This is a genomic window from Microbispora rosea (assembly GCF_044460045.1).
GTDB classification, from domain to species: Bacteria; Actinomycetota; Actinomycetes; order Streptosporangiales; family Streptosporangiaceae; genus Microbispora; species Microbispora rosea.
Genome location: NZ_JBITJO010000002.1, coordinates 600,139 through 622,442, shown reverse-complemented (window position 1 = coordinate 622,442; position 22,304 = coordinate 600,139). Strand labels below are relative to the sequence as shown.

The window sequence follows — 22,304 nt, the reverse complement described above, 5'->3', positions numbered from 1 at the left end:
GCCTGCGGATGAGCCTTTTCCGGACGAAGCCGGTCGAACAGTCGATTGAGGATGCCGAAGGCGGCGAGCATCGGCTCAGACGCAGCCTGAGCGCGCTCGATCTCACCGTCTTCGGCATCGGCGTCATCGTGGGCACCGGCATCTTCGTGCTGACCGGCGTGGCGGCGCGCAACACGGCCGGTCCGGCCGTCGCGATCTCCTTCGTGGTCGCCGGAATCGTGTGCGCGCTCGCCGCCCTGTGCTACGCCGAGTTCGCCGCCACGGTCCCGGTCGCCGGCTCGGCCTACACCTACGCGTACGCCACGATCGGCGAGTTCCCGGCCTGGATCATCGGCTGGGACCTGATGCTGGAGCTGGCGCTGGGGGCGGCGGTGGTCGCCTCGGGCTGGTCGGGCTACTTCGCCTCGCTGCTGAAGAACTTCGGGATCTACCTGCCGTCGTCCATCGCCGGGGACGAGGCCGTGTTCAACATCCCGGCGGCGCTGATCGTGATCGTGCTGACCGGGGTGCTGGTGGCCGGGATCAAGATGTCGGCCCGGTTCAACGGCGCCATGGTGGCGGTCAAGCTGGCCGTCGTGCTGCTCGTGATCATCGCCGGGTTGTTCTTCATCAAGGGGGCCAACTACCGGCCGTTCGTCCCACCGTCCCACCACATGGCCGCAGGGGAGGGCATGAAGGCCCCCCTCATCCAGGTGCTGTTCGGCGTGGAGCCGGTCGCGTACGGCGTCTTCGGCGTCTTCACCGCCGCCGCCCTGGTGTTCTTCGCCTACATCGGCTTCGACGTCGTGGCGACCGCGGCCGAGGAGACCCGCCGCCCGCAGCGCGACCTGCCCATCGGGATCATCGCCTCGCTGGTCGTCTGCACGATCCTCTACGTGGCGGTCTCGCTCGTGGTCGTCGGCATGCAGCACTACTCGGAGCTCAGCGCGTCGGCCCCGCTCGCCGACGCGTTCCGGTCGGTGGGCCAGCCCTGGATGGCGACGCTGATCAGCGTCGGAGCCATCGCCGGGCTCACCACCGTCGTGATGATCCTCATGCTGGGCCAGAGCCGGGTGCTGTTCGCGATGTGCCGCGACAGCCTGCTGCCCAGGTCCCTCGCCAAGGTCCACCCGACGTTCCGCACGCCGTACCGGATCACGATCGTCATCGGCGCCGCCACCGCGCTGCTCGCCGCGATGATCCCGCTGAGCGCCATCGCGGAGCTGGTGAACATCGGCACGCTGTTCGCGTTCGTGATCGTCGCGGTGGCGGTGGTGGTGCTGCGCAGGACCCGCCCCGACCTGCCCCGCTCCTTCCGCACGCCGTTCGTGCCGGTGGTGCCGATCCTGTCGGTGCTGGCCTCGGCCTACCTGATGCTCAACCTGCCCGTGGAGACCTGGATCCGGTTCTTCGCGTGGATGGTCGTCGGCGCCGTCGTCTACTTCCTGTACGGCCGCCGCCGCAGCAGGGTGGCCGCTACAACCCCTGGGGAAGCAGTCCTCGAACGGTGAGCACGGCGCCGACGACGGCCAGCAGCGCGCCGCTCGCGCCCAGCAGCAGGCGATAGCCGCGGGGGGTCAGCCGATGCCGGCCGGCCCCCACGGCCCCCGCCAGTGCCACCTTGGAGCCCACCAGGACCAGATAGAACCCGCCCACGAAGACCAGCGCGTACGCCGGGGCGTGATCCCACGCGGAGACGAAGATCGGTGAGCCCACCGCGATCCAGAACAGCCAGGGGTGCGGGTTGAGCAGGTTCACCACCACGCCCCGCAGGACCTCCTGGGCCGAGGACGGCGCGTCCTCGCCGGGGTGGGGCGGCAGGGCCGTACGGGCCTCGCGCAGCGTCTCCACGCCCAGGTACACGACGTAGAGCCCGCCTCCGACCGACAGCACGCGCAGGAGCACCTGCGGCAGCGCCCCGACCGCCGTCACGGCGAGCAGCACCACGGGCAGGTCGGACAGCAAGGGCACGCAGGCCAGGCGCACTCCCGAGCGGAACCCGCCGCGCAGGCTCGCCGTGATGACGAGCGTCAGCAGCGCGCCCGGCGTGACTCCCGCCCCCAGACCGAGGCTGAGCCCCATCAGCAGTTCCGTCACGCCGCTAACCTCCCGTTTCGTCCGCACGAGAGGCTATCGTCGGCCGGTCAGGGCGAGCACGCGGCCTGCCTTGGGCGAACCTCCGGCCCCCGGCCGGCCTCTGACGAGTGTTCCGGGACGGACCCGGCCGATTCAGCGAGGCGTCAGCTGCTGGGCACGGTGGACACGGTTGACCTCGATGAGCCGGTCGAGGGCGTCGCGGGCCTCGGCGAGTTCGTCGATGTGCCGGCTGATCCGGTCCCGCTCCTGGACCAGGCGCTCGAACGCCTCGTCGGAGTTCTGCTCGCTCGGCGTGTCGACACAGGGGAGCACTTCGGCGATCGTCCGGCTGGAGAGCCCCGCGCCGTACATGCGCTGGATGAGCCGTACGCGCTCGACCTCGTCGTCGGTGTAGTGGCGCTGACCGCTGAGGCTGCGCGTGCTGGTCAGCAGGCCCTGCTCCTCGTAGTAGCGCAGGGAACGGACGCTCACCCCGGCCCGCGCCGCCAGCTCGCCGATCCGCATCGTCGTGCCTCCTGTCGAAAACTCGGCTCAAACACTTGCATCTGACGTCAATGTCAGGTCTTAGCGTAGTCGCGTGTCCAGCCGGCGGACGCGACCATCCGCAGGAACGTCTGGAAAGGCACGTAGGAATGACGACCCTTTTCGACCGCTACCGGCTCGGTTCGCTGACCCTGCCCAACCGTGTGGTGATGGCCCCGATGACCCGCGTCCGTGCGGCCGCGGGCGGCCTGGCGACACCCTCGATGGCGGTCTACTACGCCCAGCGCGCCACCGCCGGGCTCATCGTGACCGAGGGGGTGCAGCCGAGCCTCGTGGGGCAGTCCAATCCGGGCACCCCGGGGCTGCACACCGACGAGCAGGTCGCGTCGTGGCGGCCGGTCACCGACGCCGTCCACGCCAACGGCGGCCGCGTCTTCGCGCAGATCATGCACGGGGGCCGCGTCTCCCACCCCGACACCACCGGGATGCAGCCCGTGGGCCCCTCGGCCGTCCCCGCTCCCGGCGAGGTGTTCACCCCGTCGGGGCCCAAGCCGGCGCCCGTGCCGAGGGCCCTGGAGACCACCGAGGTGCCCGAGCACGCCCTGTCCTACGCGCGGGCCGCTGTGCGAGCCGTCGACGCGGGCTTCGACGGCGTGGAACTGCACGGCGCGAACGGATATCTCATCTCCCAGTTCCTGTCGAGCACCGCCAACCTGCGCACCGACGCGTACGGCGGGTCGATCGCGGGCCGCATCCGCTTCGCCGTGGAGGCGGTGACAGCGACCATGGAGGCGGTGGGCGGCGACCGCACGGGCATCCGGCTCTCGCCGGGCGCGGGCTTCTGGGGCGCGGAGGAGAGCGACGTGCCCGAGCTGTACGGCGCGCTGCTCGCCGAGCTGGCTCCCCTGGACCTGGCCTACATTCACCTTGAGGCCACCACGGACGAGGACGTGCTGGTCGAACTGCGCAAGGCCTGGCCCGGCACGCTCATCGTCAACCCGGTCCTCCCGATGGGTCCCCGGAAGGCGGACAAGGCCGCGGCCGATCACTGGCTGGGGCTCGGCGCCGACCTGATCAGCTTCGGCCGCGCGTTCATCGCCAACCCCGACCTGGTGGAGCGGCTGCGCCAGGGGCTTCCCATCGCGCCGGACGACGAGTCCACCTGGTATCAGGGCGGCGACGCGGGCTACCTCACCTACCCCGCCTACCGCCACGCGGCCTGACCGCGTACGGAACCGCACTTCGCGGCGCACGGCTTGGCGGTGAGCGTACGGTCCCCGCACCGATCTGCTCTCCTACTCCGAGGCCGGGGCGCCGGTCGTCGTCCACGATCTGAGCGTCGAGACCGGACAGGAACCGGCCGGCCTGAACGCGGCGCATGCGGTGCCCGTCGCGTCCACGGCTGGGGACGAGCCTCTTGACCGCCAGGCCGCCGCCCTGGCCCTGGCTGAGCGCATCACGGGCGAACGCCTCACCGAGGAATGGCTCCTGGACACGAACCATGTCCGCCTGCTGGTCTCTACAGGAGAACGGAGAGGCTCGCTTGCCGGTGAGGCCGGGTGATCAGTTGGCGGCGGTGGCTACGGCCACTCGATGCGCACAAGGTAGCTCTCACGCTGCTCTTCCAGGACGACGTAAGTGGCAAGGCCCCGTTCGCCGAATGGGTGGGTGAGCATATTCGATCTCGGCTTGGCCTGATTGTACGGTTTCCCGCTCCACGGGGCGGTCTCCAGAAGCGTGAACAACTCCGCGAGCGGGCGCAACGCCTCGTCAGGCAGCGCTGCGATCTGCTCTTCGGCTATGGGATCGATGGCGAGCTTGTACACCTACACATCGATCCCACGAGCGGCGAGAATCTCGCGCCACGGCTTCCCCTCGGGACGGGGTCCGCCGGCAAGGACCTGTTCGGCCCGCTCGTGCATCCGCTGGCGGCCCTCGGGATCGCGCACCGAGTCGCAGGCGGAGATCCACCACCGGTGTATGAAGGCGTTCAGCGCACCCAGGTCCAGGTTGACCCTGACCTCGTCGAGCACCGCCTTCAGCCCCGCGTCGAACGCCTCGCGGTCCTGAGGGATGATCAACGCGGAGCGTATGGCCCGCAGGTTCTTCTCCGGCAATGGCGTCTCGCCGGACATGAAGTCGTGCGGTTGCGCTGTCATGGCCTGCTCCCTTCCCGCTTATAGAGCGTACAGAGAAGGGACGACATCTTCCGGCCCAGCAGAGCAGGAATGCCGCCGCCACTCGTGACGCCGGGCCGCCGCGCCGGTGTGGCGCGGCGGCCGGGCCGGGCGGCTCGTGGCAGGAGAGCTCAGGCCGGTACGGACGCCACGCCGGGCTCCAGGAAGCGGGAGCCGGTGACCTCCTCGGAGATGCCCGTACGGTCGAGGTAGGGCGTGATGCCACCGGTGTGGAACGGCCAGCCCGCGCCGAGGATCATGCACAGGTCGATGTCCTGAGGCGCGGCGACCACGCCCTCGTCGAGCATGAGCCTGATCTCCTGGGCGAGGGCCCGCAGCGCGCGCAGCCGCACTTCCTCCGCCGCCGAGGGGGACGAGCCGCCCTCGAACAGGGTCCGCACCTCCGGGTCGATCTGGAAGTCCGGGCCGTACATGCCCGGCTTGCCCGCGGCGACCAGCTTGGCGAGGTTCTCCGAGACGCCGAACCGGTCCGGGAACGCCGCGCGCATGGTCTCGGCGACGTGCAGCGCGACGGCCGGGCCGACGAGCTGGAGGAGTGCGAACGGCGTCATCGGCAGGCCGAGCGAGTCGAGCGCGTGGTCGGCGACCTCCAGCGGGGTGCCCTCGTCGGCCGCCGCCGTGACCTCGCCCATGAACCGCGTCAGCAGCCGGTTGACGACGAACGCGGGCGCGTCCTTGACCAGCACGCACGACTTCTTCAGCGTCTTGCCGACCGCGAACGCCGTGGCCAGCGTCGCGTCGTCGGTGGCGGCGCCCCGGACGATCTCCAGCAGCGGCAGCACCGCGACCGGGTTGAAGAAGTGGAAGCCCACGACCCGCTCGGGGTGGCGCAGGCCGGCCGCCATGTCGGTGACCGACAGCGACGAGGTGTTGGTGGCGAGCACGCAGGTGCCGGAGACGACCTCCTCCACCTCGGCGAAGACCTTCTGCTTCACGCCGAGGTCCTCGAACACCGCCTCGATCACGAAGTCGGCGTCGGCGAAGGCGTCCTTGGTCAGCGACCCGGTCACCAGGCCCTTCAGCCGGTTGGCCTGGTCGGCGGAGATCCGGCCCTTGCCCAGCAGCTTGTCGACCTCGGCGTGGACGTAGCCGACGCCCTTGTCGAGCCGGGCCTGGTCGAGGTCGGTGAGCACGACCGGAACCTCCAGGCGGCGGGCGAACAGCAGCGCGAGCTGCGAGGCCATCAGCCCGGCGCCCACCACGCCGACCTTGGTGACCGGGCGGGCGAGCGACCTGTCCGGCGCGCCCGCCGGCCGCTTGGCCCGGCGCTGCACCAGGTCGAAGGCGTACAGCCCGGCCCGCAGCTCGTCGCTCATGAGCAGGTCGGCCAGCGCCTCGTCCTCCGCGGCGAAACCCTCGTCGCGCGACGCCGTACGGGCCAGGGCCACGAGGTCGAGCGCCCGGTACGGCGCGGGGGAGGCCCCCCGCAGCTTGAGGTCCACGAGGGTCCTGGCCTGGTCGATCACCGGGGCCCAGTCCTCGGCGGTGTGGTCGGCCCGCTCGACGGTCACCTCGCCGCGCAGCACCTGGGCGGCCCACCGCAGCGACTCCTCGACGAAGTCGGCGGGCTCGAACATCGCGTCGGCGATGCCGAGGGCGTACGCGTCCCGGCCCTTGATCATGCGGTTCTGCGACAGGGGGTTCTCGATGACGAGCTTGAGCGCCTTCTCCGGGCCGATCAGGCGGGGGAGCAGCTGGGTGCCGCCCCACCCGGGCACCAGGCCGAGGAAGCACTCCGGCAGCGCGATCGCCGGGACGCCGGACGACACGGTGCGGTAGGTGCAGTGCAGGGCGATCTCCAGCCCGCCGCCCATCGCTGCGCCGTTGACGAACGCGAACGACGGCACGTCCAGCTCGCCGAGACGGCGGAACACGTGGTGCCCGAGCCGCCCGATGGCGAGCGCCTCCTCGCGGGAGGACACCGCCGCCGCGCCCTTGAGGTCGGCCCCGACGGCGAAGATGAACGGCTTGCCGACGACGCCGACGGCCGCGAGATCGGAGCGCGCGGCGATCGTGTCGAGCGCGTCGTTCAGCGCGAGCAGGCCGTGCGGGCCGAAGGTGTTCGGCTTGGTGTGGTCGAGGCCGTTGTCGAGCGTGATCAGGGCCATCGTGCCCGCGCCGTACGGAAGCTCGACGTCGCGCACGAGCGCCTTGGTGACGGCCTCGTCGGCGTTCTTGCCCTCCAGGAGGGCCCTGCTGGTGTCGAGGGTGCTCATGACAGGTTCTCCCAGATGACGGTGCCGCCCATGCCCATGCCGACGCACATCGTGGTGATCCCGTAGCGGACGTCGGGACGCTCGGCGAACTCGCGCGAGAGCTGCGTCATCAGCCGGACGCCCGACGAGGCCAGCGGGTGGCCGAACGCGATCGCGCCGCCGTACGGGTTGACGCGCGGGTCGTCGTCGGCGATGCCGAAGTGCTCAAGGAAGGCCAGCACCTGGACGGCGAACGCCTCGTTGATCTCGAACAGGCCGATGTCGTCGACGGACAGCCCGGCCAGGCGCAGCGCGCGCTCGGTGGAGGGGATCGGCCCGATGCCCATCACCTCGGGGTCCACGCCGGCGAAGGCGTAGGACACCAGCCGCATGCGCGGGGTCAGGCCCAGCTCCCGGGCCACGTCCTCGGCGGCCACGATGCAGCCGGTCGCGCCGTCGTTGATGCCGGAGGCGTTGCCCGCCGTGACTCGTCCGTGCGCGCGGAACGGCGTCTTGAGCGTGCGCAGGCCCTCAAGCGTCGTGCCGGGGCGCGGCGCCTCGTCCACGGTGGCCAGGCCCCAGCCCTCGGCGGCCTTGCGGGTGGCCATCGGCACGAGGTCGCGCTGGATCCTGCCGTCGGCGTACGCCTTGGCGACCTTCTCCTGGGAGGCGACGGCGAAGGCGTCGGCGCGCTCCTTGGTGATGGACGGGTAGCGGTCGTGCAGGTTCTCCGCGGTCATGCCCATGACCAGCGCCGAGCCGTCCACGAGCTGCTCGGACAGGAACCGGGGGTTGGGGTCCACACCTTCGCCCATGGGGTGGCGGCCCATGTGCTCGACACCGCCGGCGATGGCCACGTCGTACGCGCCGAAGGAGATGCCGCCCGCCACCGTGGTCACGGCGGTCATCGCGCCGGCGCACATGCGGTCGATCGCGTAGCCGGGGACCGACTTCGGCAGACCGGCGAGCACCGCCGCGGACCTGCCGATGGTCAGGCCCTGGTCGCCGATCTGGGTGGTGGCCGCGATGGCCACCTCGTCCACCCGCTCCGGGGGGAGGCCGGGGTTGCGCCGCATCAGCTCGCGGATGACGCGGACTACCAGGTCGTCGGCACGCGTCTCGGCGTACAGGCCCTTCGGGCCCGACTTGCCGAAAGGCGTCCGAACGCCGTCGACGAAGACGACTTCACGGGACGCAGGCACGGGGTTCGCTCCTACTTGTCGGTAGCTTCCGGCTCTCTATGCTACTGGTCGGTAACCGGTACTGGGATCAGTGGGTTCACCGTGCTTGTGAGTGATCGTTAACAGGGCGGCAACTGGGATGAATCAGTGCAGGTCCCCGGTGGCGATCTCATTCGGGATGCAACCCCTCAAATCCCAAGAATCACTCCTCTAGCTCTCGCTAGCGGATTTCTTGGGGCATTGCACTCGGAGAAGAACTTCATGCCCTCCCCTGTGCGCGCCTGGACCAAGGCGCTCGCCGCGGCCGTCACGGCCGCGACCCTGTCCACCCCCCTTCTCGCGGGAACCGCGTACGCCGCCCCGCCCGGCTCGATCGGCTCGTCCGGCGAGGACGGCGCCTGGACCGTCGAACCCGTCGGCGGCGGCCACCGGGTCACCCTCCACCTGAACAAGCCGCTGCCGGTCCGCGACGCCGTCCCCGAGCTCGCGGCGGACGGCCGCTCGCTCGGCCCGGCCCAGGAGTCGCCCGACGGCATGACGCTGACCCTCGTCACCCCCGACCCCGCCGTCGCCACGGCGTCGTCCGTCGACGTGGCCTGGAACGGCGAGGCCCCCGAGGCCGCCGCGGCGGCCGCCGGCAGGACCGCGCCCACGCCCGGCAATCCGCCCGCCGATCCGCCCGGCAAGCCCGGTAAGCCCGGCAATCCGCCCGGCCCGCCCGGCAAGCCGGATCCCGCGCCGGTCGACCCCGCCACGCCCGGTCCGTACGCCGTGACCCACGACGAGTACGACCTCGGCGACACCGCCATCACCCTGGAGGGACTCGGCGGCCGCCCGGCCGAGATCCGGGCGAAGGTCTACCTGCCGGACGGCGCCCGCGGCAAGCGCCCGCTGGTCGTCTTCCTGCACGGCCGCCACTCGGCCTGCTACAACCCGACGGCCTGGACGTCGTCCAACACGCAGTGGCCCTGCCCGGCGGGGCAGCAGCCGATCGCCAGCTACCAGGGCTACGACGGCCCCGCCGACGTGCTCGCGAGCAACGGATACGTCGTCGTGTCGGTGAGCGCCAACGGCGTCAACGCCGCCGACAACCCCTACAGCGAGGACCGGGGCGCGCTGGCCCGGGGCGAGGTCGTCATGCGGCACCTCGACCTGCTCGCCGACGCCGACCGGGGTGTGGGCGACGCGAAGCTCGTCAGCCTGTTCAAGGGCCGCCTCGACATGGCGGACGTCGGCCTGATGGGACACTCGCGCGGAGGCGAGGGCGTCGTCAAGGCCGCGCTGATGAACGCGGGCCGGGCCAAGCCGTACGGGATCAGGGCGGTGCTCCCGCTCGCGCCGACGGACTTCGCGCGGGCGACCCTGCCCGGCACGCCGATGGCCGTCATCCTGCCCTACTGCGACGGGGACGTCTCCAACCAGCAGGGCCAGCACTTCTACGACGACTCCCGATACGCCGAGGACGACGACCCGGCCTTCCGCTCCTCGCTGATGGTCATGGGCGCCGACCACAACTTCTTCAACACCGAGTGGACCCCGGGTGTGGCGCACGCGCCCGCGTCCGACGACTGGTCCAACCGCAACGACCCGGTCTGCGGCGGCACCGCGCCGTCGCGGCTGACCGCCGCCGAGCAGTACGCCGTCGGCACCGCGTACATCGCGGGGTTCTTCCGCCTCGTCCAGGGCGGCGAGCAGGGTCTGCTGCCGCTGTTCGACGGCAGTGGCGGCGCCGCCGCCTCCGCCGGACGGGCCGTCGTGCACGCCGTCGCCCAGGCGCCCGCCGGCAAGCGCTTCGACGTGGCCTCCTTCACGTCGCTCGCGCCGTCCACGCGGGTCACCGGCTCGGCCACCGCGGCCGTGTGCGCCGGAATGCTCGACCGCTCGCCACAGAGCGGCCTGCCGTCCTGCGCCTCCACGCTGACCACCTCGCAGGCGCCGTCCTGGACGCCCGCGACGTACGCGAACAACGTCGCCTCGACACCGGTGCTGCGGTTCTCCTGGAGCGACCCCACGGGCACGGTGACGGTGCCGCTCGACAAGCGGGACCAGAACGTCTCCCGCTACGACGCGCTCACCTTCCGCACCGCGAGGGACGAGACGGCGACCGGCGACGTGGACCTCGCGGTCGAGATCGTCGACAAGCACGGCGCGTCCCGCACGGTCAAGGTGTCCGAGGTCAGCGACGCGCTCACGGCGTTCCCCGGCACCGCCTCGCCGCTGCCCAAGACCTGGCTGCGCACGGTACGCGTCCCGCTGAGCTCGCTCACCGGCGTCAAGCCGCAGCAGATCAGCGAGATCCGGATCTCGGGTGCGACTCAGACGGGCGCGGTCTACCTCGCCGACGTCGCGTTCACCACGGACGCCGCGGGTGAGGCCCGCACCGACAGGCTGCCGCAGGTGTCGGTGGAGGGCGCCACGGTGGACGAGGGCGACGGCCCGGGCACGGCCACGATGACGGTGCGGCTGTCGAAGAAGAGCCCCACGCCGGTGACGGTCCAGATCCAGACGATCGCGACCGGGGACGCCCCGGTGATCGGCTCGGCGGCGCAGGAGGTCGTCATCCCGGCCGGGTCCCCGCAGGCGACCTTCCAGGTGCCCGTCAACGGTGACACCGCGGTGGCGTCCGCGCCGCAGTCCTACCAGGTGGTCGCCTCGGTGCCGGTCAACGCGACGATCGGGAACGGCTTCGCCCGGCTCGTCGTGACCGACGACGACGCGGTCTGATCACAACGGCTCCCGGGGGCGCGAGGGCCGCGCCTCCGGGAGCTTCCGCCTGCTCCATCCGTCCCTCACCGGCAGGACACGGAAGGGCTCAGCCGGCGTCGGCCACGGGTGTGCAGGGCTTGACGGGCGAGCCGGCCTTGGCCAGCCAGGCGCCGAGCCTCCAGGGCCGCCGCGCGTCCCGGTTGTCGCGGAACTCCAGCACGAGCGTCTCGCCCGGCCAGATGAACTCCGGACGGATTCTGATCTCACGGACATCGACCACCCGGGCCGCCGCGAACGAGCGCCACTGTTCCACGCCCTTCCGCAGCTGCGCCTCCGTATGGCCCCGCGACCCGTACGAGGGGTCCGCGCCCTCGAACCGGGAGTCCGCACACCGCGTGTGCGGCGCCAGGAACGACACGTCGGCCGTGACCCCGGCCGCCAGCAGATCGGCCCGCAGTCCCTCGGGGTCGCGCATCTCGTTGAGCGCCACCGTGATCGTGCCGTCGGGGTTCTCGGTCACTGCGTACGCCGGGGTCCCGCCGCCGGCGACCAGCGGTGCGGTTACGGCCGCCGCCGCGACGCCGGCCGCGACCAGCAGCCGAGGGGCGGTGACGACCCGACGCCTGGAGGTGGCGAGGACGGGCCGGGCCTGCATCCCGTCCAGCAGCCGCCGCCTGGCCCCGGCGAGGTCGTCCCGCGAGGCTGCCGGAACGTTCTGCCACATGCCGGTGAGCGCGTTCATTGCCAATCTCCCTCTGGTAAATCCTGGCGCATCTGGTTGCGGGCGCGGTTGAGCCGCGAGGCGACGGTGCCCGGGGGGATCGCGAGCGCGTCGGCGACCTCCTGGTAGCTCAGCCCGGCCCAGGCGACGAGCAGTAGCACGTCGCGGTCGGCCCGTTTGAGCCGCAGCAGGGCGCGCGCCAGCGGCCGGTTGACGGCCAGGGTGTTGACTCCGTCCTCCACCTGCGCGCCCGGTATCTCCCCCGGGTGCACGCCGCTGCGGAGGTACGCGCGGTAGAGGCTGGTCTCGGCGCGCCGCCGTTTCCCGATCATGTTCGAGGCGATGCCGTACAGCCATGGGCGGGCGTCGGGGCGGCCCCGGTCGTAGTCGCCCCGGTTCTGGAAGGCGGCCAGAAAGGTGTCGGCCACGACGTCCTCCGCGTCGCTGGGTCCCAGCCGCCTGGTCACGTAGCGGTGGAGGAGCGGTGCGTGCCGGTCGAACAGGACGGCGAAGACCTCCGGCTCGTGCAGCGATCTCTCGATGAGGGTCGCATCATCCGCCGCGACGACTTCGCGGGTGGTAGTCATGCATTTCGGCCTTTCCTGGCGTATGCGGTCACCTGTACTTACCGAGCCAGGGCGAAATGCTTCATTTCTTCAATTGCTGGTCGTACGCGCCGGTCAGGTCTCCGGGGAGAGGAACTCCAGGCGGTTGCCGACGTTGTCGTGGGCGTAGAAGCGGCGATGGCCCGGGAAGTGCGGGTCCCAGGAGACCTCGACGCCGGCGGCCGCCAGACGCGCGGCGAGGTCGTCGAGGCCGGTCACCAGGATGCCCGGGTGCGCCTTGCGCGCGGGGCGGAAGTCCTCCTCCACGCCGAGGTGGATCTCCAGGGCGCCGGCCCGCACCCACAGGCCCCCGCGTGCGGCGAGCACGGGGGGCTTGCCGATCTCGGTCATCCCGAGCACGTCCACGTAGAAGGCGCGGCAGTCGTCCTCCGCCCCGGCCGGGATGGCGAGCTGGACGTGGTGCAACCGGTAGCCGAAGGGAGACTCCGCGTCCCGGCCGTCGCCCCGCATGTCACACCTCTCCCTTGATCTCCAGCCGTTCGAGCGCCTTGGCCAGCGGGTGGACGGTCAGGCCGATCTGCCACTCCCGCGCGCCCAGTGCGCGCAGCCGCTCCGCCACGGTCTCCTCGCTGATCGGCGCGGGCGGCTCCCAGGTCAGCCTGCGTACGGCGTCGGGCTGGAGGAGGTTCTCCGTCGGCATGCGGTGCTCGTCGGCGAGCGCGGCGACGACGGCACGCGCCGCCGCGAGCCGCTTGGCGGCGGCCGGGTCCCGGTCGGCCCACCGGTTGGCCGGGGGAGGGCCGTCCCCGGGCCCCACGGGCTGCGGCAGCGACGCCTCCGGCATCGTGCGGGCCCGGTTCACCGCCGTCAGCCAGTCGTTGAGGTGGCGGCGTGCGCTGCGGCCGACGAACGGCGTGATCTCGGTGAGGGCCTTGGTCGTGCGCGGCTGGTCGAGGGCGGCCTGCACGATCGCCGCGTCGGGCAGCACGCGGCCCGGCGCGAGGTCGGACTCCCGGGCGATCTCGTCGCGCAGCGTCCACAGCTCACGCACCACGGCGAGCCCGCGCAGCGTGCGCACCCGGTGGATGCCCGAGGTGCGCCGCCAGGGGTCGGTACGCGGGGGATGGGCGGGCGCGGCCAGGATCGACGCGAACTCCTCCAGCGCCCAATCCAGCTTGCCGGTGCCGGAAAGCTCGTCGTGCAGGACGTCGCGCAGCTCGACCAGCACCTCGACGTCGAGCGCGGCGTAGCGCAGCCAGTCCTCCGGCAGCGGGCGGGCCGACCAGTCGGCCGCCGAATGGCCCTTCTCCAGCCGCAGGCCGAGAACGAGCTCGACCATGGTGCCCAGGCCGACCCGCTCGTAGCCGAGCAGCCGCCCGGCCAGCTCGGTGTCGAACAGCCGCCCCGGGCGGAAGCCGAGCTCGGCCAGGCACGGCAGGTCCTGGTTGGCGGCGTGCAGGACGATCTCGGCGTCGCGTACGGCCTCGTCCAGCGCGGACAGGTCGGGACACTTGATCGGGTCGATCAGCGCGGTGCCCGCGCCGGCCCGGCGCAGCTGCACCAGGTAGGCGCGGCCGCTGTAGCGGTATCCGGAGGCGCGCTCGGCGTCGACGGCCACCGGACCCGACCCACGAGCGAAGGCGTCGACGGCGGCCGCGAGCGCGGCGGAGTCCTCGATGACGGGCGGGATTCCCTCGCGCGGCTCCACCAACGGCTGGATTACGGGTTCTGTCACGGGCTAAGGAACTTTCGGATCATCTCGGCGGGCGGGGCGCGGATGCAGCGTGGCGACGTCGGGCGGCAGCGGGGGGATGCCCGCGGCGAGGCACATGAGGTCGCACCAGGCGGCGGCGTGCGACGACAGGTCCTCGTCGAGCGGCGACCACGAGGCCCGCAGCTCGATCTCCGTGGTGACGGGGTCGTCCGCCTTGCCGCCGAATCCCTCCGAGACGGCGCGGGTGACCGTGCCGCCCACCGCGGCGTATCGCGCGCCGTGGGCGTCGAGCGCCTCGGTGAGCCAGCTCCATGCCACCGGCCCCAGCAGCGGGTCTGTGGTCATCTCCGGCTCCATGTCGGCGCGTACGTAGGCGACGAGGCGGAACGGTCCCTCCCAGCCGCGCTGCCCCTCGGGGTCGAACAGCATGATCAGGCGGCCGACGGCGAGTTCGTCGTCGTCACGGTACACCGACGCCCCGACGGCCCCGGAATAGGGGGCGAGCCGCTGAGGTGCGGGAATGTCCTCCAGCTCGATCTCCGGCCGCACCTCGGCGGGGCGCAGCGTCTCCAGCGCGCGCCGGAAGGCGGCGGGAGGTGCAGGCGGTTCACCGAGGGTCATGACGGAAGAGTAGGTCGGATTCGGGATAGCGCGAAGCAGGGGGGTGGCTGTGGGGGGCATCGGAAGTCGTCAAACCGTCGCCGCCAGTCGAGCCGTCGCCCGGTCGGCCGTCCGCGCCCGGGCGCCTGTGCGCGTGCGGTCCCGGCGGTCGCCGCGGCCGTCCGCGCGGTCTCGCCGCCCCCTCGCGCGCGGCGCGCCGCTCGGGCGGGCGGGGCGCGCGGCGTCGCTGCCGGCACAGCGCTCAGTGCGGCGTTCGGGGGAACTCCACATCGAAGTCATCGCTCCGGGGCCTCTCGTCGGATCCACGGTCGTGGCGGTCGCTCGGGACTGATCCGACGTTGGCACGTCCCGGCGACATTTCCCCGCATCGCACTCGGCGTGTCTCGAAAGTGGTATTGGAATCGATGCCGGATGGCCGATTGACGAACACATTGCCGAGCTGTGAGATGACTCACAGGAGGGGTTGGGGTTCACCTTACGCGATCAACGGCCGTCCGCGCGTCGTTCTGGAGCCCCAGGTCATGGGTCCCGGCGCCGGGCGCCGCCGGGACATGGCAGGCTGGTGCCGTGAAACCCCAGCTCGGCGATTCCGTTTTCATTCGCGCGTGCCGGCGCGAGCCCGTTCCGCACACGCCGGTGTGGTACATGCGCCAGGCCGGGCGGTCGCTGCCCGAGTACCGCAGGGTGCGCGCGGGCGTCGAGATGCTCACCGCCTGCGCCACGCCCGACCTCGTGGTCGAGATCACCATGCAGCCGGTCCGCAGGTACGGCACGGACGCGGCGATCTTCTTCAGCGACATCGTGGTCCCGCTCAAGGCCATCGGCGTCGACCTCGACATCAAGCCGGGCGTCGGCCCGGTCGTCGCGACCCCCATCCGCGACAAGGCGGGCATGGAGGTCCTGCGGCCCCTGGAGCCGGACGACGTCCCGTACGTGACGGAGGCGGTCGGCGCGCTCACCGGCGAGCTGGGCGGCACCCCGCTGATCGGCTTCGCCGGAGGGCCGTTCACGCTCGCGTCCTACCTCATCGAGGGCGGTCCCTCCAAGAACCACGACCGCACCAAGGCCATGATGTACGGCGAGCCCGAGCTGTGGCACGAGCTGATGGAGCGGCTCGGCGCGATCACGCTCGCCTTCCTGCGCGTGCAGGTCGCGGCGGGCGCCTCGGCCGCCCAGCTCTTCGACTCGTGGGTGGGCGCGGTCGCGCCGCAGGACTACCGCACCTACGTGCTGCCGCACACCAGCAAGATCTTCGCGGGCCTGGCGGACCTCGGCGTGCCGCGCATCCACTTCGGCGTCGGCACCGGCGAGCTGCTCGGCCTCATGGGCGAGGCCGGCGCCGACGTGGTGGGCGTCGACTGGCGGGTGCCGCTCGACGAGGCCGCGCTGCGCGTGGGCGCGGGCAAGGCCCTGCAGGGCAACCTCGACCCGGCGATCCTGCTCGCGCCCTGGGAGGTCGTCGAGAGGCGGGCCAGGGAGGTGCTCGAACGGGGCCGGGTGGCCGAGGGGCACGTGTTCAACCTCGGCCACGGCGTGCTTCCCTCGACCGACCCCGACCAGCTCGCCCGGCTCACCGACTTCGTCCACGAGTCCTCGGTCCGCTGAAGCATCCATGAGGCGCCACTGAGGCGCCACTGAGGCCTCACCAAGGCGTCACCGCGGCGTGCGCTCGGACTCCCGGTCCTGATCCCGGTTCTCGTCCCGGTCCTCGCGGGGAGCGGGAGGCCCGGGGGGAACGGGCCCGGGAGGAACGGCGCCGGGCGGCGGGGCCGCACGGCGGCGCATCCGGCGCATGACGACCCGGACGGCCAGCCACACCACCCCCGCCACGACGATCCAGGGCAGCAGCGCGCCCAGCACGGTCAGCGCCGCCACGGCCGACGTGGTCAGGGTGTCCCACCCGGCGCGCAGCCCGGCGAGGAAGCCGGTCCCGTCCTCCTCCTGCTCGGGGCGGGGCGAGGGCTTCGGCGTGGGCAGCAGGGTGAGCGTGACGGTGGCCATCCCGGTCTGCGTCTCCAAGGCCTTCTGTCTGGCCTGCAGCGACTCCAGATCGGCCTCGCGGCTGGAGATCTCCCGCTCGATCTCGAGGATCTCGCCGATCTTGTTCGCCTTCGACAGCAGCGTGCGGAACTGCCCGAGCGCGGCCTCGGCCGACTTCACCCGGCTGGCGACGTCGGCGACCTCCTCGGTGACGTCCTGCGCGTTCTGCCGCACCGAGGTGCGTTTCCCGAGGTCGCGTCCGAGCTGGGCCAGCACGTCGGCGTAGCGCGCCGGCGGCACCTTGAACGCGATCGTCGACTGCTCGCCGCCGGGAATGGACGCGCTGCGCTCCTCGGCGACGTATCCGCCCGCGCCCGTCACGATCGCCTTCGCCCGCTCGGCCGCCGACGGGACGTCCTTGGCCTCGACGGTGAGCTCGGCCTGGTAGATGATCGCGCGAGCGGCCGGGTCGATCCTGGTCTTCTCCTGCCCGCCGCTCGCGCCGCCCGTGGCGGGCGCCCGCTCCTGAGCCGGGATCTCGGCCGTGGGGGCGTCCCCGGCCGGTGCCATGGTGCCGGCGACGCTGCCGGCCGCGTCGCTGCTGGATGCGCCCGAGCCGCCGCATCCCGTCAACAGAAAGGCGACGGACAGCAGGGCCGCCGCGCCGTACCGGATTCGCCTCATGCTCTTTACATCGGTTCACCGGCACGGGCAGTTCGACGCCGGCGATCACGATGGCATCACGATGCCGCCGTGGTCGCCGGCGTCTCTGTTTCCGGGGCGTGAGAGGGCTGTGGGGGTGTTGGGGTCCCGTGGGCCCGGCCGGGCCGGGCCGGACCCACGGGACGTCTGGCTAGCCGCGCAGCCGCTCGATGAGCGCCTTCGCGTCGCGGATGAGCGCGTCGCTCGCGGCCTTGTCGGTCACCCTCTTGGGATCGCCGGCGAAGCCGGTGAACCGCTCCAGGGCCTTGATCGCGTTGTCCTTCTTGCCCATGCCGGCCTGGTTGGCCGCTTGGTCGAGCTGCGCGATCAGGACGTCGCCGTCCTCGGTCACCGTGCCGGCGCTCCGGAAGGCGGTGAGGAGGGCCTTCACGTCCTCGAAGGAGGTCGTGACGGTGAAGGCCGCCGTCTTCTTCGTGGCGTGCCCGGCCTTGTCCTCGGCGGTCACGATCAGCTCGTTCTCGCCGAGCGGCAGCTTCCAGAGGGGGAGCGCCTCGCCCGGCTTGACCTGCAGGTCGCCGACGGCCGCGGTCACGCTCGCCACCCCGGACGCGGCGTCCGTGGCGGAGAAGACGGGCGTGATCGAGGTCGAGTCGCCGTGGTCACCGGAGTCGACGCCGCTGACGGTCAGCGCGGGCGCGGTCTTGTCGATCTTCACGGTGAGGGTGCCCTGCCCGACGTTGCCGCCGCTGTCGGTGGCCCGGTAGCGGACCTCCGTGGCGCCCTCGGTGCTGAACGTCACCGCGTTGTTGGCGCTCAGCCAGGTGGCGCCGCCGTTGATCGAGTACTGCCGGCTCGACACCGTGCCGTTGTCGGTCGCGGTCACCGTCATCGTCACGTTGCCGGTGTACCAGCCGTTCTCACCGTTCGGCTGGGCCGGGTTGAGCGCGGCCGTCACGGTCGGCGGGGTCTTGTCGGCGACGCCGTCGCCCACGAAGGTGAACGCGTCCACGTCCACGCCGCCGGTCGAGGTGACGTACAGCTTGCCGCTGCCCGTGGGGGCGTTCTTCAGGTCGGTGGTCACCGTCTGCCAGCCGGCGCCGGCCGGGATCGCGACGGTCGCGAACGGGGCCCCGGTCGGCGAGTTCCAGCGCAGCGACAGGGTGCCCGCGCCGGTGGCCACGGTCTTCACGGACGTGATGCCGCTGAGGTTCACCGGGTCGTAGCCGATGTAGTCGCCGGCGTCGAACGAGGTGACCTTGTTGAGGCCGGACGCCGTCTCGTCCTGGGTCTTGGTGACGCCCTTGCTGTCGTCCCCGTGCTCGGCCTGCATGAGCTTCGGGTTGAGGATCAGCGTCGCGTCGCTGCTCGCGCCGGGGATGCCGTTGGCGCCGTTGTCGCGATAGCTGACCACGACGACGCCGAAGATGTTCTCGGTCTCGCCGTGCTCGGGCGCGTCGGCCGGGGTCGCCCAGGTGACGGTGCATCCGGTGCCCGTGGTGATCGGGTGGGCGTGCGTGTCGTGGCCGAGGCCGAAGGTCCACGCGACCCTGCTGCAGGTCGGGTCGTCGCCGTCCTCCTGGTCGGTCACCTTGACCTTGAACGGAACCGCGTTGCCCCAGTCGATGAACCCGCCGTCGCCGGGGGTCTCGATGCCGACCGTGGGCGCGGTGTTGCCGACGGTGATCTCGGTCGTGGCGAGGCCGAACCTGCCGCCCGCGTCGGTGACGCGGAGCCTGGCGGTGTACTGCCCGAGCTTGTCGTAGGTGTGGCTCGCCGTCACACCCTTCGCGTCGAAGGAGCCGTTGCCGTCGAAGTCCCACTCGTAGGTGAGGTCGCCCGCCTCGGCGTCGGTGGACTTGGCGCCGCTGAACTGGACGGTGAGCGGCGCGTTGCTGCCCGACGTCCTGTCAACGGTGATCTTCGCCTGCGGGGCCTTGTTCCCCGGCGAGTAGTCGATGCGGTAGAGACCCGAGTCGGGGTTGGCGCGGAAGAAGCCGTCGCCGTACTCGAGGACGTAGAGCGCGCCGTCGGGGCCGAACTCGAGGTCCATCGGGTTGTCCGTGATGGGCATCGCCATCTTGGTCAGCTCGGCGTTGGGCAGGACCTGCTCGATCTTGGTGACCGGGCCGTCCGGGCCGGACACGGTGAACGCCGCCAGGTAGTCCTGGGAGAACTCGCCCATGAAGAACTTGTTGTCCCAGTATTCGGGGAACTTCGTCGTCGAGGGGTTGTCCGCTTCGTAGTGGTAGACCGGGCCGCCCATCGGGGCCTGGCCGTTCTGCACCGGGTCGAACTCGGTCAGCCCCGACCACTCGGCCGGCTGGTCGCTCGCGCGGTCGCCGTAGTACAGGTCGGCCGGGGTCGCCGGGGGCAGCTTCTCCAGGCCGGTGTTCCACACGGAGTTGTTGGTCGGGCCGCCCGCGCAGTCGAAGAACTCACGCGGCTTGGAGTTCGCGTAGTCCCAGTGGTTGTAGTTGAAGTTGTCGCCGGTGCAGTACGGCCAGCCGCCGTTCATCGGCTTGTTCAGCGGGGTCACGTTCCACTCGACGTACCCCATCGGGCCGCGGTTGGGGTCGGCGGCGCCGGCGTCCGGTCCGTAGTCGCCCCACGACAGCGTGCCGGATTTCCCGTCGACGTCCATGCGGAACGGGTTCCGCACGCCCATCACGAAGATCTCGGGCCTGGTCTTGGCGGTGCCCTTCGGGAACAGGTTGCCGTCCGGGACGGTGTAGGAGCCGTCCTCCTGCACCTTGATCCGCAGGATCTTGCCGCGCAGGTCGTTGGTGTTGCCCGCGCCGCGGCGGTCGTCGAAGCCCGGGTTCATCCCGGGAGCGTCGTTGTTGGGCGCGAAGCCGTTGGCGCCGGGGGTGCTGGCGGGGGTGTTGTCGCCGGTGGCAAGGTAGAGGTTGCCCTCGTCGTCCCAGTCGAAGTCGCCCGCGACGTGGCAGCACTGCCCGCGGTTGGTCCCGATCTTGATGATGACCTGCTCGGTCGACAGGTCGAGCTTGTCGCCGTCCCACTTGAACCGGGAGAGCTGGTTGTAGCCCTTCCACTGGTTCCAGTACGACTCGTCGGCGCCCGCGGGCAGAGAGTTGGGCGCGGAGCCGGTCGGAGTCGTCTCCGGGTACGCCCCGGTCATCTTCCTGGGCGCGTAGTAGACGTAGACCCACTTGTTGTTCGCGAAGTCGGGGTCGAGGCCGATCGTCTGCAGGCCGTCTTCGGAGTTGTTGTAGACGTCGATCGTGTTGACGACCTTGGTGACGCCGGTGGCGGGGTCGGTCATCCGGACGTCGCCGTTGCGGGCGGTGTGCAGCACCCGGCTGTCCGGCAGGATCGCCATGTCGATCGGCTCGCCGACGTCCTTGGTGAGGGTGACCTTCTCGTAGTTCTCCCAGTGCAGCGCGTCTTCGTGCGCCTGGGCCGGAGCGGCGGTGAGCGTCGCCGCGAACGGGAGCGTCAACGCGGCGGCGAGACCGCCGACCAGTATGCGAGTACGCTTCAAGTCTGCTGCGCCTCTTCTTCCAGGGGGGTGGCAGGAAAAGGCGGGCCGCCGCGTGCCGGTGGAACGGGTCGAACGCGTGGCGGTCCGCCATACTCAAGTGATCAGCCGAACTGCTCGGGCGGGCCTCAGCCGCGGAGCTTGGCGATGTTGTCGTAGCTCAGCTTCGAGTACTCCAGGGACTGCGCCGGGTTGGCCGTGCCGCCGGGGGCGTTGTCCTGCTCGTACATCGGGTTGTGGTAGCCCTTGGCGCCCATCTGGGAGAAGAAGCTCTTGTAGTCGATGTCGCCGGTGCCGAACGGAACCATGTCGTACCCGTTGGAGGTGGCGGTGTTGATCTTGCCGTCCTTGGCGTGGAACAGCGGGAACCGCATCGTCTGGGCCTGCACGACGCCGAGCGGGTTGAAGACCTGCGTCTGGGTGGAGCCGTCGGGCGCGGTGTAGGTCTTGTACTTGTACTGGGCCACGTGCGCCCAGAAGATGTCCATCTCCAGCCAGACCTTGCCCGGGTCGGTCTGGGAGAGGAAGTACTCGAGGCGGCGGATGCCGGAGGAACGGGTGGGCCGGCCCTGGGCGTCGAGCGGGCCGCTGTCGAGCAGGAAGCTGTAGGCCACGTCGTGGTTGTGGGTGTACAGCTTGAGGCCGGCCGCGGTGGCGAGCTCGCCCAGCGTGTTCCACTTGTCGGCGGCCACGTCCCAGTCGGCCTTGTAGGCGCTGCCGGTCGGGTCGTTGCCGGTGCCCACGTGGCTCATGCCGAGGATGTTGGCGATCTCCAGGTGGAGCTTGAAGCGGTCGAGGTCGGCCTGGTTCAGCGGCCAGGAGCCGGGGATGAAGCCGTGGTTGCCCTCGGCCTCCAGGCCGTTGTCGTCCAGCCAGGTGCGCAGCAGGCGGGCGCCCTCGACGGTCTCCAGGTTGGCGCCGCCCTCGGCGTTGGCGTGCTGGGCGTAGCCGGCGAACTCCACCTGCTTGTAACCGATCCGGCTGAGCTCTTCGAGCACCGGGCGGAAGCCGGACGGGAGGGTGGTCGACCGCGGGTCCCGTGAGACGGCGTCGCGGACGGTGTACAGGATGATGCCCCGCTTGCCGGGCGGCACGAGCACGCCGTTGCCCGCGGTCGCCGCACGCGCGGCCGACTTCATCGGGCCTGCCGCGGCCACGGCGGCGGCCGCCGCCATGCCGGTCGTGGCCGCGAGGAACTGACGGCGGTTGAGCCCCAGCCTGCGTCCGAGGTTGCCGGCGGTCTCCATCTCTTCTTCGTACGCGCTCATCGTCTAGCCAACTCCATCTGCGTGAAGAACTCGGTCCCCCCGATGACGCGGCCGTGCCGCGGGTGCCTCCGCTCCTTGTTTCACTCCGGGTCTCACTCCGGCCCCTCGGGACGGTGCGGAGCCACATGGCGAGCAAGTTACGCGACTTCTGCTCAATGGGGAAGAAGTTTTGCAATGATCTTTTTGACTTTGTCTTTGAAGAGGACAAAGTCGGGCTGTTCGGCGAACGGCTCATCGAGCGGGTGTCGTCGTGATCGCGCCGCGGTGCCCGCGGTGAGAGCCGGGGACCGGGATCCCGTCACGCTGTTCGAGCGCAGGTGGGGGAACTTTCTATGCCCTCTCGGGAAACTTTTGCTTGTCAGTGCCGAAAGATCCCTCTTACTATCCGAATGTTCCGGGGTCACCCTTCATACCCGAGTTGACGGGAGAGTTA

At 71.1% G+C, this 22,304-nt stretch carries 20 protein-coding genes; 6 read left to right on the top strand and 14 right to left on the bottom strand.

Annotated features, from left to right (window positions below):
- Positions 1–8: 8 nt before the first annotated feature.
- Positions 9–1,490, top strand: coding sequence for an amino acid permease (locus ACIBK1_RS10215; RefSeq protein ID WP_030505445.1), 1,482 nt, complete (start codon positions 9–11; stop codon positions 1,488–1,490).
- Here the strand turns inward: ACIBK1_RS10215 and ACIBK1_RS10210 are convergent.
- Positions 1,456–2,076 carry a LysE family translocator gene (locus ACIBK1_RS10210; RefSeq protein ID WP_051761141.1) on the bottom strand — a complete coding sequence of 207 codons (621 nt, stop codon included), beginning with the start codon at positions 2,074–2,076 and terminating at the stop codon, positions 1,456–1,458. The two genes, ACIBK1_RS10215 and ACIBK1_RS10210, sit on opposite strands and share 35 nt — an antisense overlap.
- Before the next feature lie 132 nt (positions 2,077–2,208).
- The gene (locus ACIBK1_RS10205; RefSeq protein ID WP_030505443.1) at positions 2,209–2,580 is read right to left on the bottom strand and encodes a MerR family transcriptional regulator; all 372 of its coding nucleotides are present in this window, start codon (positions 2,578–2,580) and stop codon (positions 2,209–2,211) included.
- A 128-nt stretch (positions 2,581–2,708) separates the two neighbouring features.
- Between ACIBK1_RS10205 and ACIBK1_RS10200 the strand changes: the two genes are divergently transcribed.
- Positions 2,709–3,782, top strand: coding sequence for an alkene reductase (locus tag ACIBK1_RS10200; protein ID WP_396733875.1), 1,074 nt, complete (start codon positions 2,709–2,711; stop codon positions 3,780–3,782).
- Between the two features lie 160 nt (positions 3,783–3,942).
- Positions 3,943–4,122 carry a DUF6461 domain-containing protein gene (locus tag ACIBK1_RS10195; RefSeq protein WP_030505441.1) on the top strand — a complete coding sequence of 60 codons (180 nt, stop codon included), beginning with the start codon at positions 3,943–3,945 and terminating at the stop codon, positions 4,120–4,122.
- 17 nt (positions 4,123–4,139) lie between these two features.
- Here the strand turns inward: ACIBK1_RS10195 and ACIBK1_RS10190 are convergent, their stop codons facing one another.
- From ACIBK1_RS10190 to ACIBK1_RS10175, 4 genes are all read right to left on the bottom strand, one after another.
- Positions 4,140–4,385 carry a hypothetical protein gene (locus ACIBK1_RS10190; RefSeq protein WP_030505440.1) on the bottom strand — a complete coding sequence of 82 codons (246 nt, stop codon included), beginning with the start codon at positions 4,383–4,385 and terminating at the stop codon, positions 4,140–4,142.
- Positions 4,386–4,718, bottom strand: a complete 333-nt coding sequence (locus ACIBK1_RS10185) for a DUF6247 family protein (protein WP_030505439.1) — start codon at positions 4,716–4,718, stop codon at positions 4,386–4,388.
- A gap of 149 nt (positions 4,719–4,867) precedes the next feature.
- Entirely contained in the window at positions 4,868–6,973 is a 2,106-nt protein-coding gene (locus tag ACIBK1_RS10180) for a 3-hydroxyacyl-CoA dehydrogenase NAD-binding domain-containing protein (protein WP_396733871.1), read from the bottom strand.
- Positions 6,970–8,154, bottom strand: coding sequence for a thiolase family protein (locus ACIBK1_RS10175; RefSeq protein ID WP_030505437.1), 1,185 nt, complete (start codon positions 8,152–8,154; stop codon positions 6,970–6,972). Before ACIBK1_RS10175 ends, ACIBK1_RS10180 begins: the two co-directional genes overlap by 4 nt.
- A gap of 240 nt (positions 8,155–8,394) precedes the next feature.
- Between ACIBK1_RS10175 and ACIBK1_RS10170 the strand changes: the two genes are divergently transcribed.
- Positions 8,395–10,857 (top strand): hypothetical protein, encoded by a 2,463-nt coding sequence (locus tag ACIBK1_RS10170; RefSeq protein ID WP_396733868.1) that lies wholly within the window; start codon positions 8,395–8,397, stop codon positions 10,855–10,857.
- Between the two features lie 88 nt (positions 10,858–10,945).
- Here the strand turns inward: ACIBK1_RS10170 and ACIBK1_RS10165 are convergent, their stop codons facing one another.
- The 5 genes from ACIBK1_RS10165 to ACIBK1_RS10145 form a co-directional block, all read right to left on the bottom strand.
- On the bottom strand, positions 10,946–11,581 hold the full coding sequence (locus tag ACIBK1_RS10165; RefSeq protein ID WP_396733865.1) for a hypothetical protein: 636 nt from the start codon (positions 11,579–11,581) through the stop codon (positions 10,946–10,948).
- Complete coding sequence (locus ACIBK1_RS10160; RefSeq protein ID WP_030505434.1) at positions 11,578–12,147, bottom strand: RNA polymerase sigma factor; 570 nt, start codon at positions 12,145–12,147, stop codon at positions 11,578–11,580. The genes ACIBK1_RS10165 and ACIBK1_RS10160 overlap by 4 nt, the downstream gene beginning before the upstream one ends.
- A gap of 93 nt (positions 12,148–12,240) precedes the next feature.
- Positions 12,241–12,636: a VOC family protein gene (locus tag ACIBK1_RS10155; protein ID WP_396733862.1), complete on the bottom strand. Its 396-nt coding sequence runs from the start codon at positions 12,634–12,636 to the stop codon at positions 12,241–12,243.
- A gap of 1 nt (position 12,637) precedes the next feature.
- The gene (locus ACIBK1_RS10150) at positions 12,638–13,861 is read right to left on the bottom strand and encodes an HRDC domain-containing protein (protein ID WP_030505432.1); all 1,224 of its coding nucleotides are present in this window, start codon (positions 13,859–13,861) and stop codon (positions 12,638–12,640) included.
- Positions 13,862–13,864: 3 nt separating this feature from the next.
- On the bottom strand, positions 13,865–14,461 hold the full coding sequence (locus ACIBK1_RS10145; RefSeq protein WP_030505431.1) for a DUF3000 domain-containing protein: 597 nt from the start codon (positions 14,459–14,461) through the stop codon (positions 13,865–13,867).
- A gap of 567 nt (positions 14,462–15,028) precedes the next feature.
- Between ACIBK1_RS10145 and hemE the strand changes: the two genes are divergently transcribed.
- On the top strand, positions 15,029–16,066 hold the full coding sequence (hemE, locus tag ACIBK1_RS10140) for a uroporphyrinogen decarboxylase (protein ID WP_396733859.1): 1,038 nt from the start codon (positions 15,029–15,031) through the stop codon (positions 16,064–16,066).
- A gap of 48 nt (positions 16,067–16,114) precedes the next feature.
- Here the strand turns inward: hemE and ACIBK1_RS10135 are convergent, their stop codons facing one another.
- The 3 genes from ACIBK1_RS10135 to ACIBK1_RS10125 all read right to left on the bottom strand — a co-directional run bounded on the left by ACIBK1_RS10135 (position 16,115) and on the right by ACIBK1_RS10125 (position 21,871).
- Positions 16,115–17,125, bottom strand: coding sequence for a DUF4349 domain-containing protein (locus tag ACIBK1_RS10135; protein ID WP_396733856.1), 1,011 nt, complete (start codon positions 17,123–17,125; stop codon positions 16,115–16,117).
- A 169-nt stretch (positions 17,126–17,294) separates the two neighbouring features.
- Positions 17,295–20,606, bottom strand: a complete 3,312-nt coding sequence (locus ACIBK1_RS10130; RefSeq protein ID WP_396733854.1) for a PQQ-dependent sugar dehydrogenase — start codon at positions 20,604–20,606, stop codon at positions 17,295–17,297.
- A gap of 125 nt (positions 20,607–20,731) precedes the next feature.
- The gene (locus ACIBK1_RS10125) at positions 20,732–21,871 is read right to left on the bottom strand and encodes a sugar phosphate isomerase/epimerase family protein (RefSeq protein ID WP_030505427.1); all 1,140 of its coding nucleotides are present in this window, start codon (positions 21,869–21,871) and stop codon (positions 20,732–20,734) included.
- A 125-nt stretch (positions 21,872–21,996) separates the two neighbouring features.
- Between ACIBK1_RS10125 and ACIBK1_RS10120 the strand changes: the two genes are divergently transcribed.
- Positions 21,997–22,125, top strand: coding sequence for a hypothetical protein (locus ACIBK1_RS10120; RefSeq protein ID WP_357318838.1), 129 nt, complete (start codon positions 21,997–21,999; stop codon positions 22,123–22,125).
- Positions 22,126–22,304: the final 179 nt, after the last annotated feature.

Excerpts from the sequence above, each read along its gene's own strand:
- ACIBK1_RS10215 (WP_030505445.1), top strand. The coding sequence starts at position 9 with ATGAGCCTTTTCCGGACGAAGCCGGTCGAACAGTCGATTGAGGATGCC.
- ACIBK1_RS10205 (WP_030505443.1), bottom strand. The coding sequence starts at position 2,580 with ATGCGGATCGGCGAGCTGGCGGCGCGGGCCGGGGTGAGCGTCCGTTCC.
- ACIBK1_RS10200 (WP_396733875.1), top strand. The coding sequence starts at position 2,709 with ATGACGACCCTTTTCGACCGCTACCGGCTCGGTTCGCTGACCCTGCCC.
- ACIBK1_RS10185 (WP_030505439.1), bottom strand. The coding sequence starts at position 4,718 with ATGACAGCGCAACCGCACGACTTCATGTCCGGCGAGACGCCATTGCCG.
- ACIBK1_RS10180 (WP_396733871.1), bottom strand. The coding sequence starts at position 6,973 with ATGAGCACCCTCGACACCAGCAGGGCCCTCCTGGAGGGCAAGAACGCC.
- ACIBK1_RS10170 (WP_396733868.1), top strand. The coding sequence starts at position 8,395 with ATGCCCTCCCCTGTGCGCGCCTGGACCAAGGCGCTCGCCGCGGCCGTC.
- ACIBK1_RS10165 (WP_396733865.1), bottom strand. The coding sequence starts at position 11,581 with ATGAACGCGCTCACCGGCATGTGGCAGAACGTTCCGGCAGCCTCGCGG.
- ACIBK1_RS10160 (WP_030505434.1), bottom strand. The coding sequence starts at position 12,147 with ATGACTACCACCCGCGAAGTCGTCGCGGCGGATGATGCGACCCTCATC.
- ACIBK1_RS10155 (WP_396733862.1), bottom strand. The coding sequence starts at position 12,636 with ATGCGGGGCGACGGCCGGGACGCGGAGTCTCCCTTCGGCTACCGGTTG.
- ACIBK1_RS10145 (WP_030505431.1), bottom strand. The coding sequence starts at position 14,461 with ATGACCCTCGGTGAACCGCCTGCACCTCCCGCCGCCTTCCGGCGCGCG.
- ACIBK1_RS10135 (WP_396733856.1), bottom strand. The coding sequence starts at position 17,125 with ATGAGGCGAATCCGGTACGGCGCGGCGGCCCTGCTGTCCGTCGCCTTT.
- ACIBK1_RS10125 (WP_030505427.1), bottom strand. The coding sequence starts at position 21,871 with ATGAGCGCGTACGAAGAAGAGATGGAGACCGCCGGCAACCTCGGACGC.
- ACIBK1_RS10120 (WP_357318838.1), top strand. The coding sequence starts at position 21,997 with ATGGCGAGCAAGTTACGCGACTTCTGCTCAATGGGGAAGAAGTTTTGC.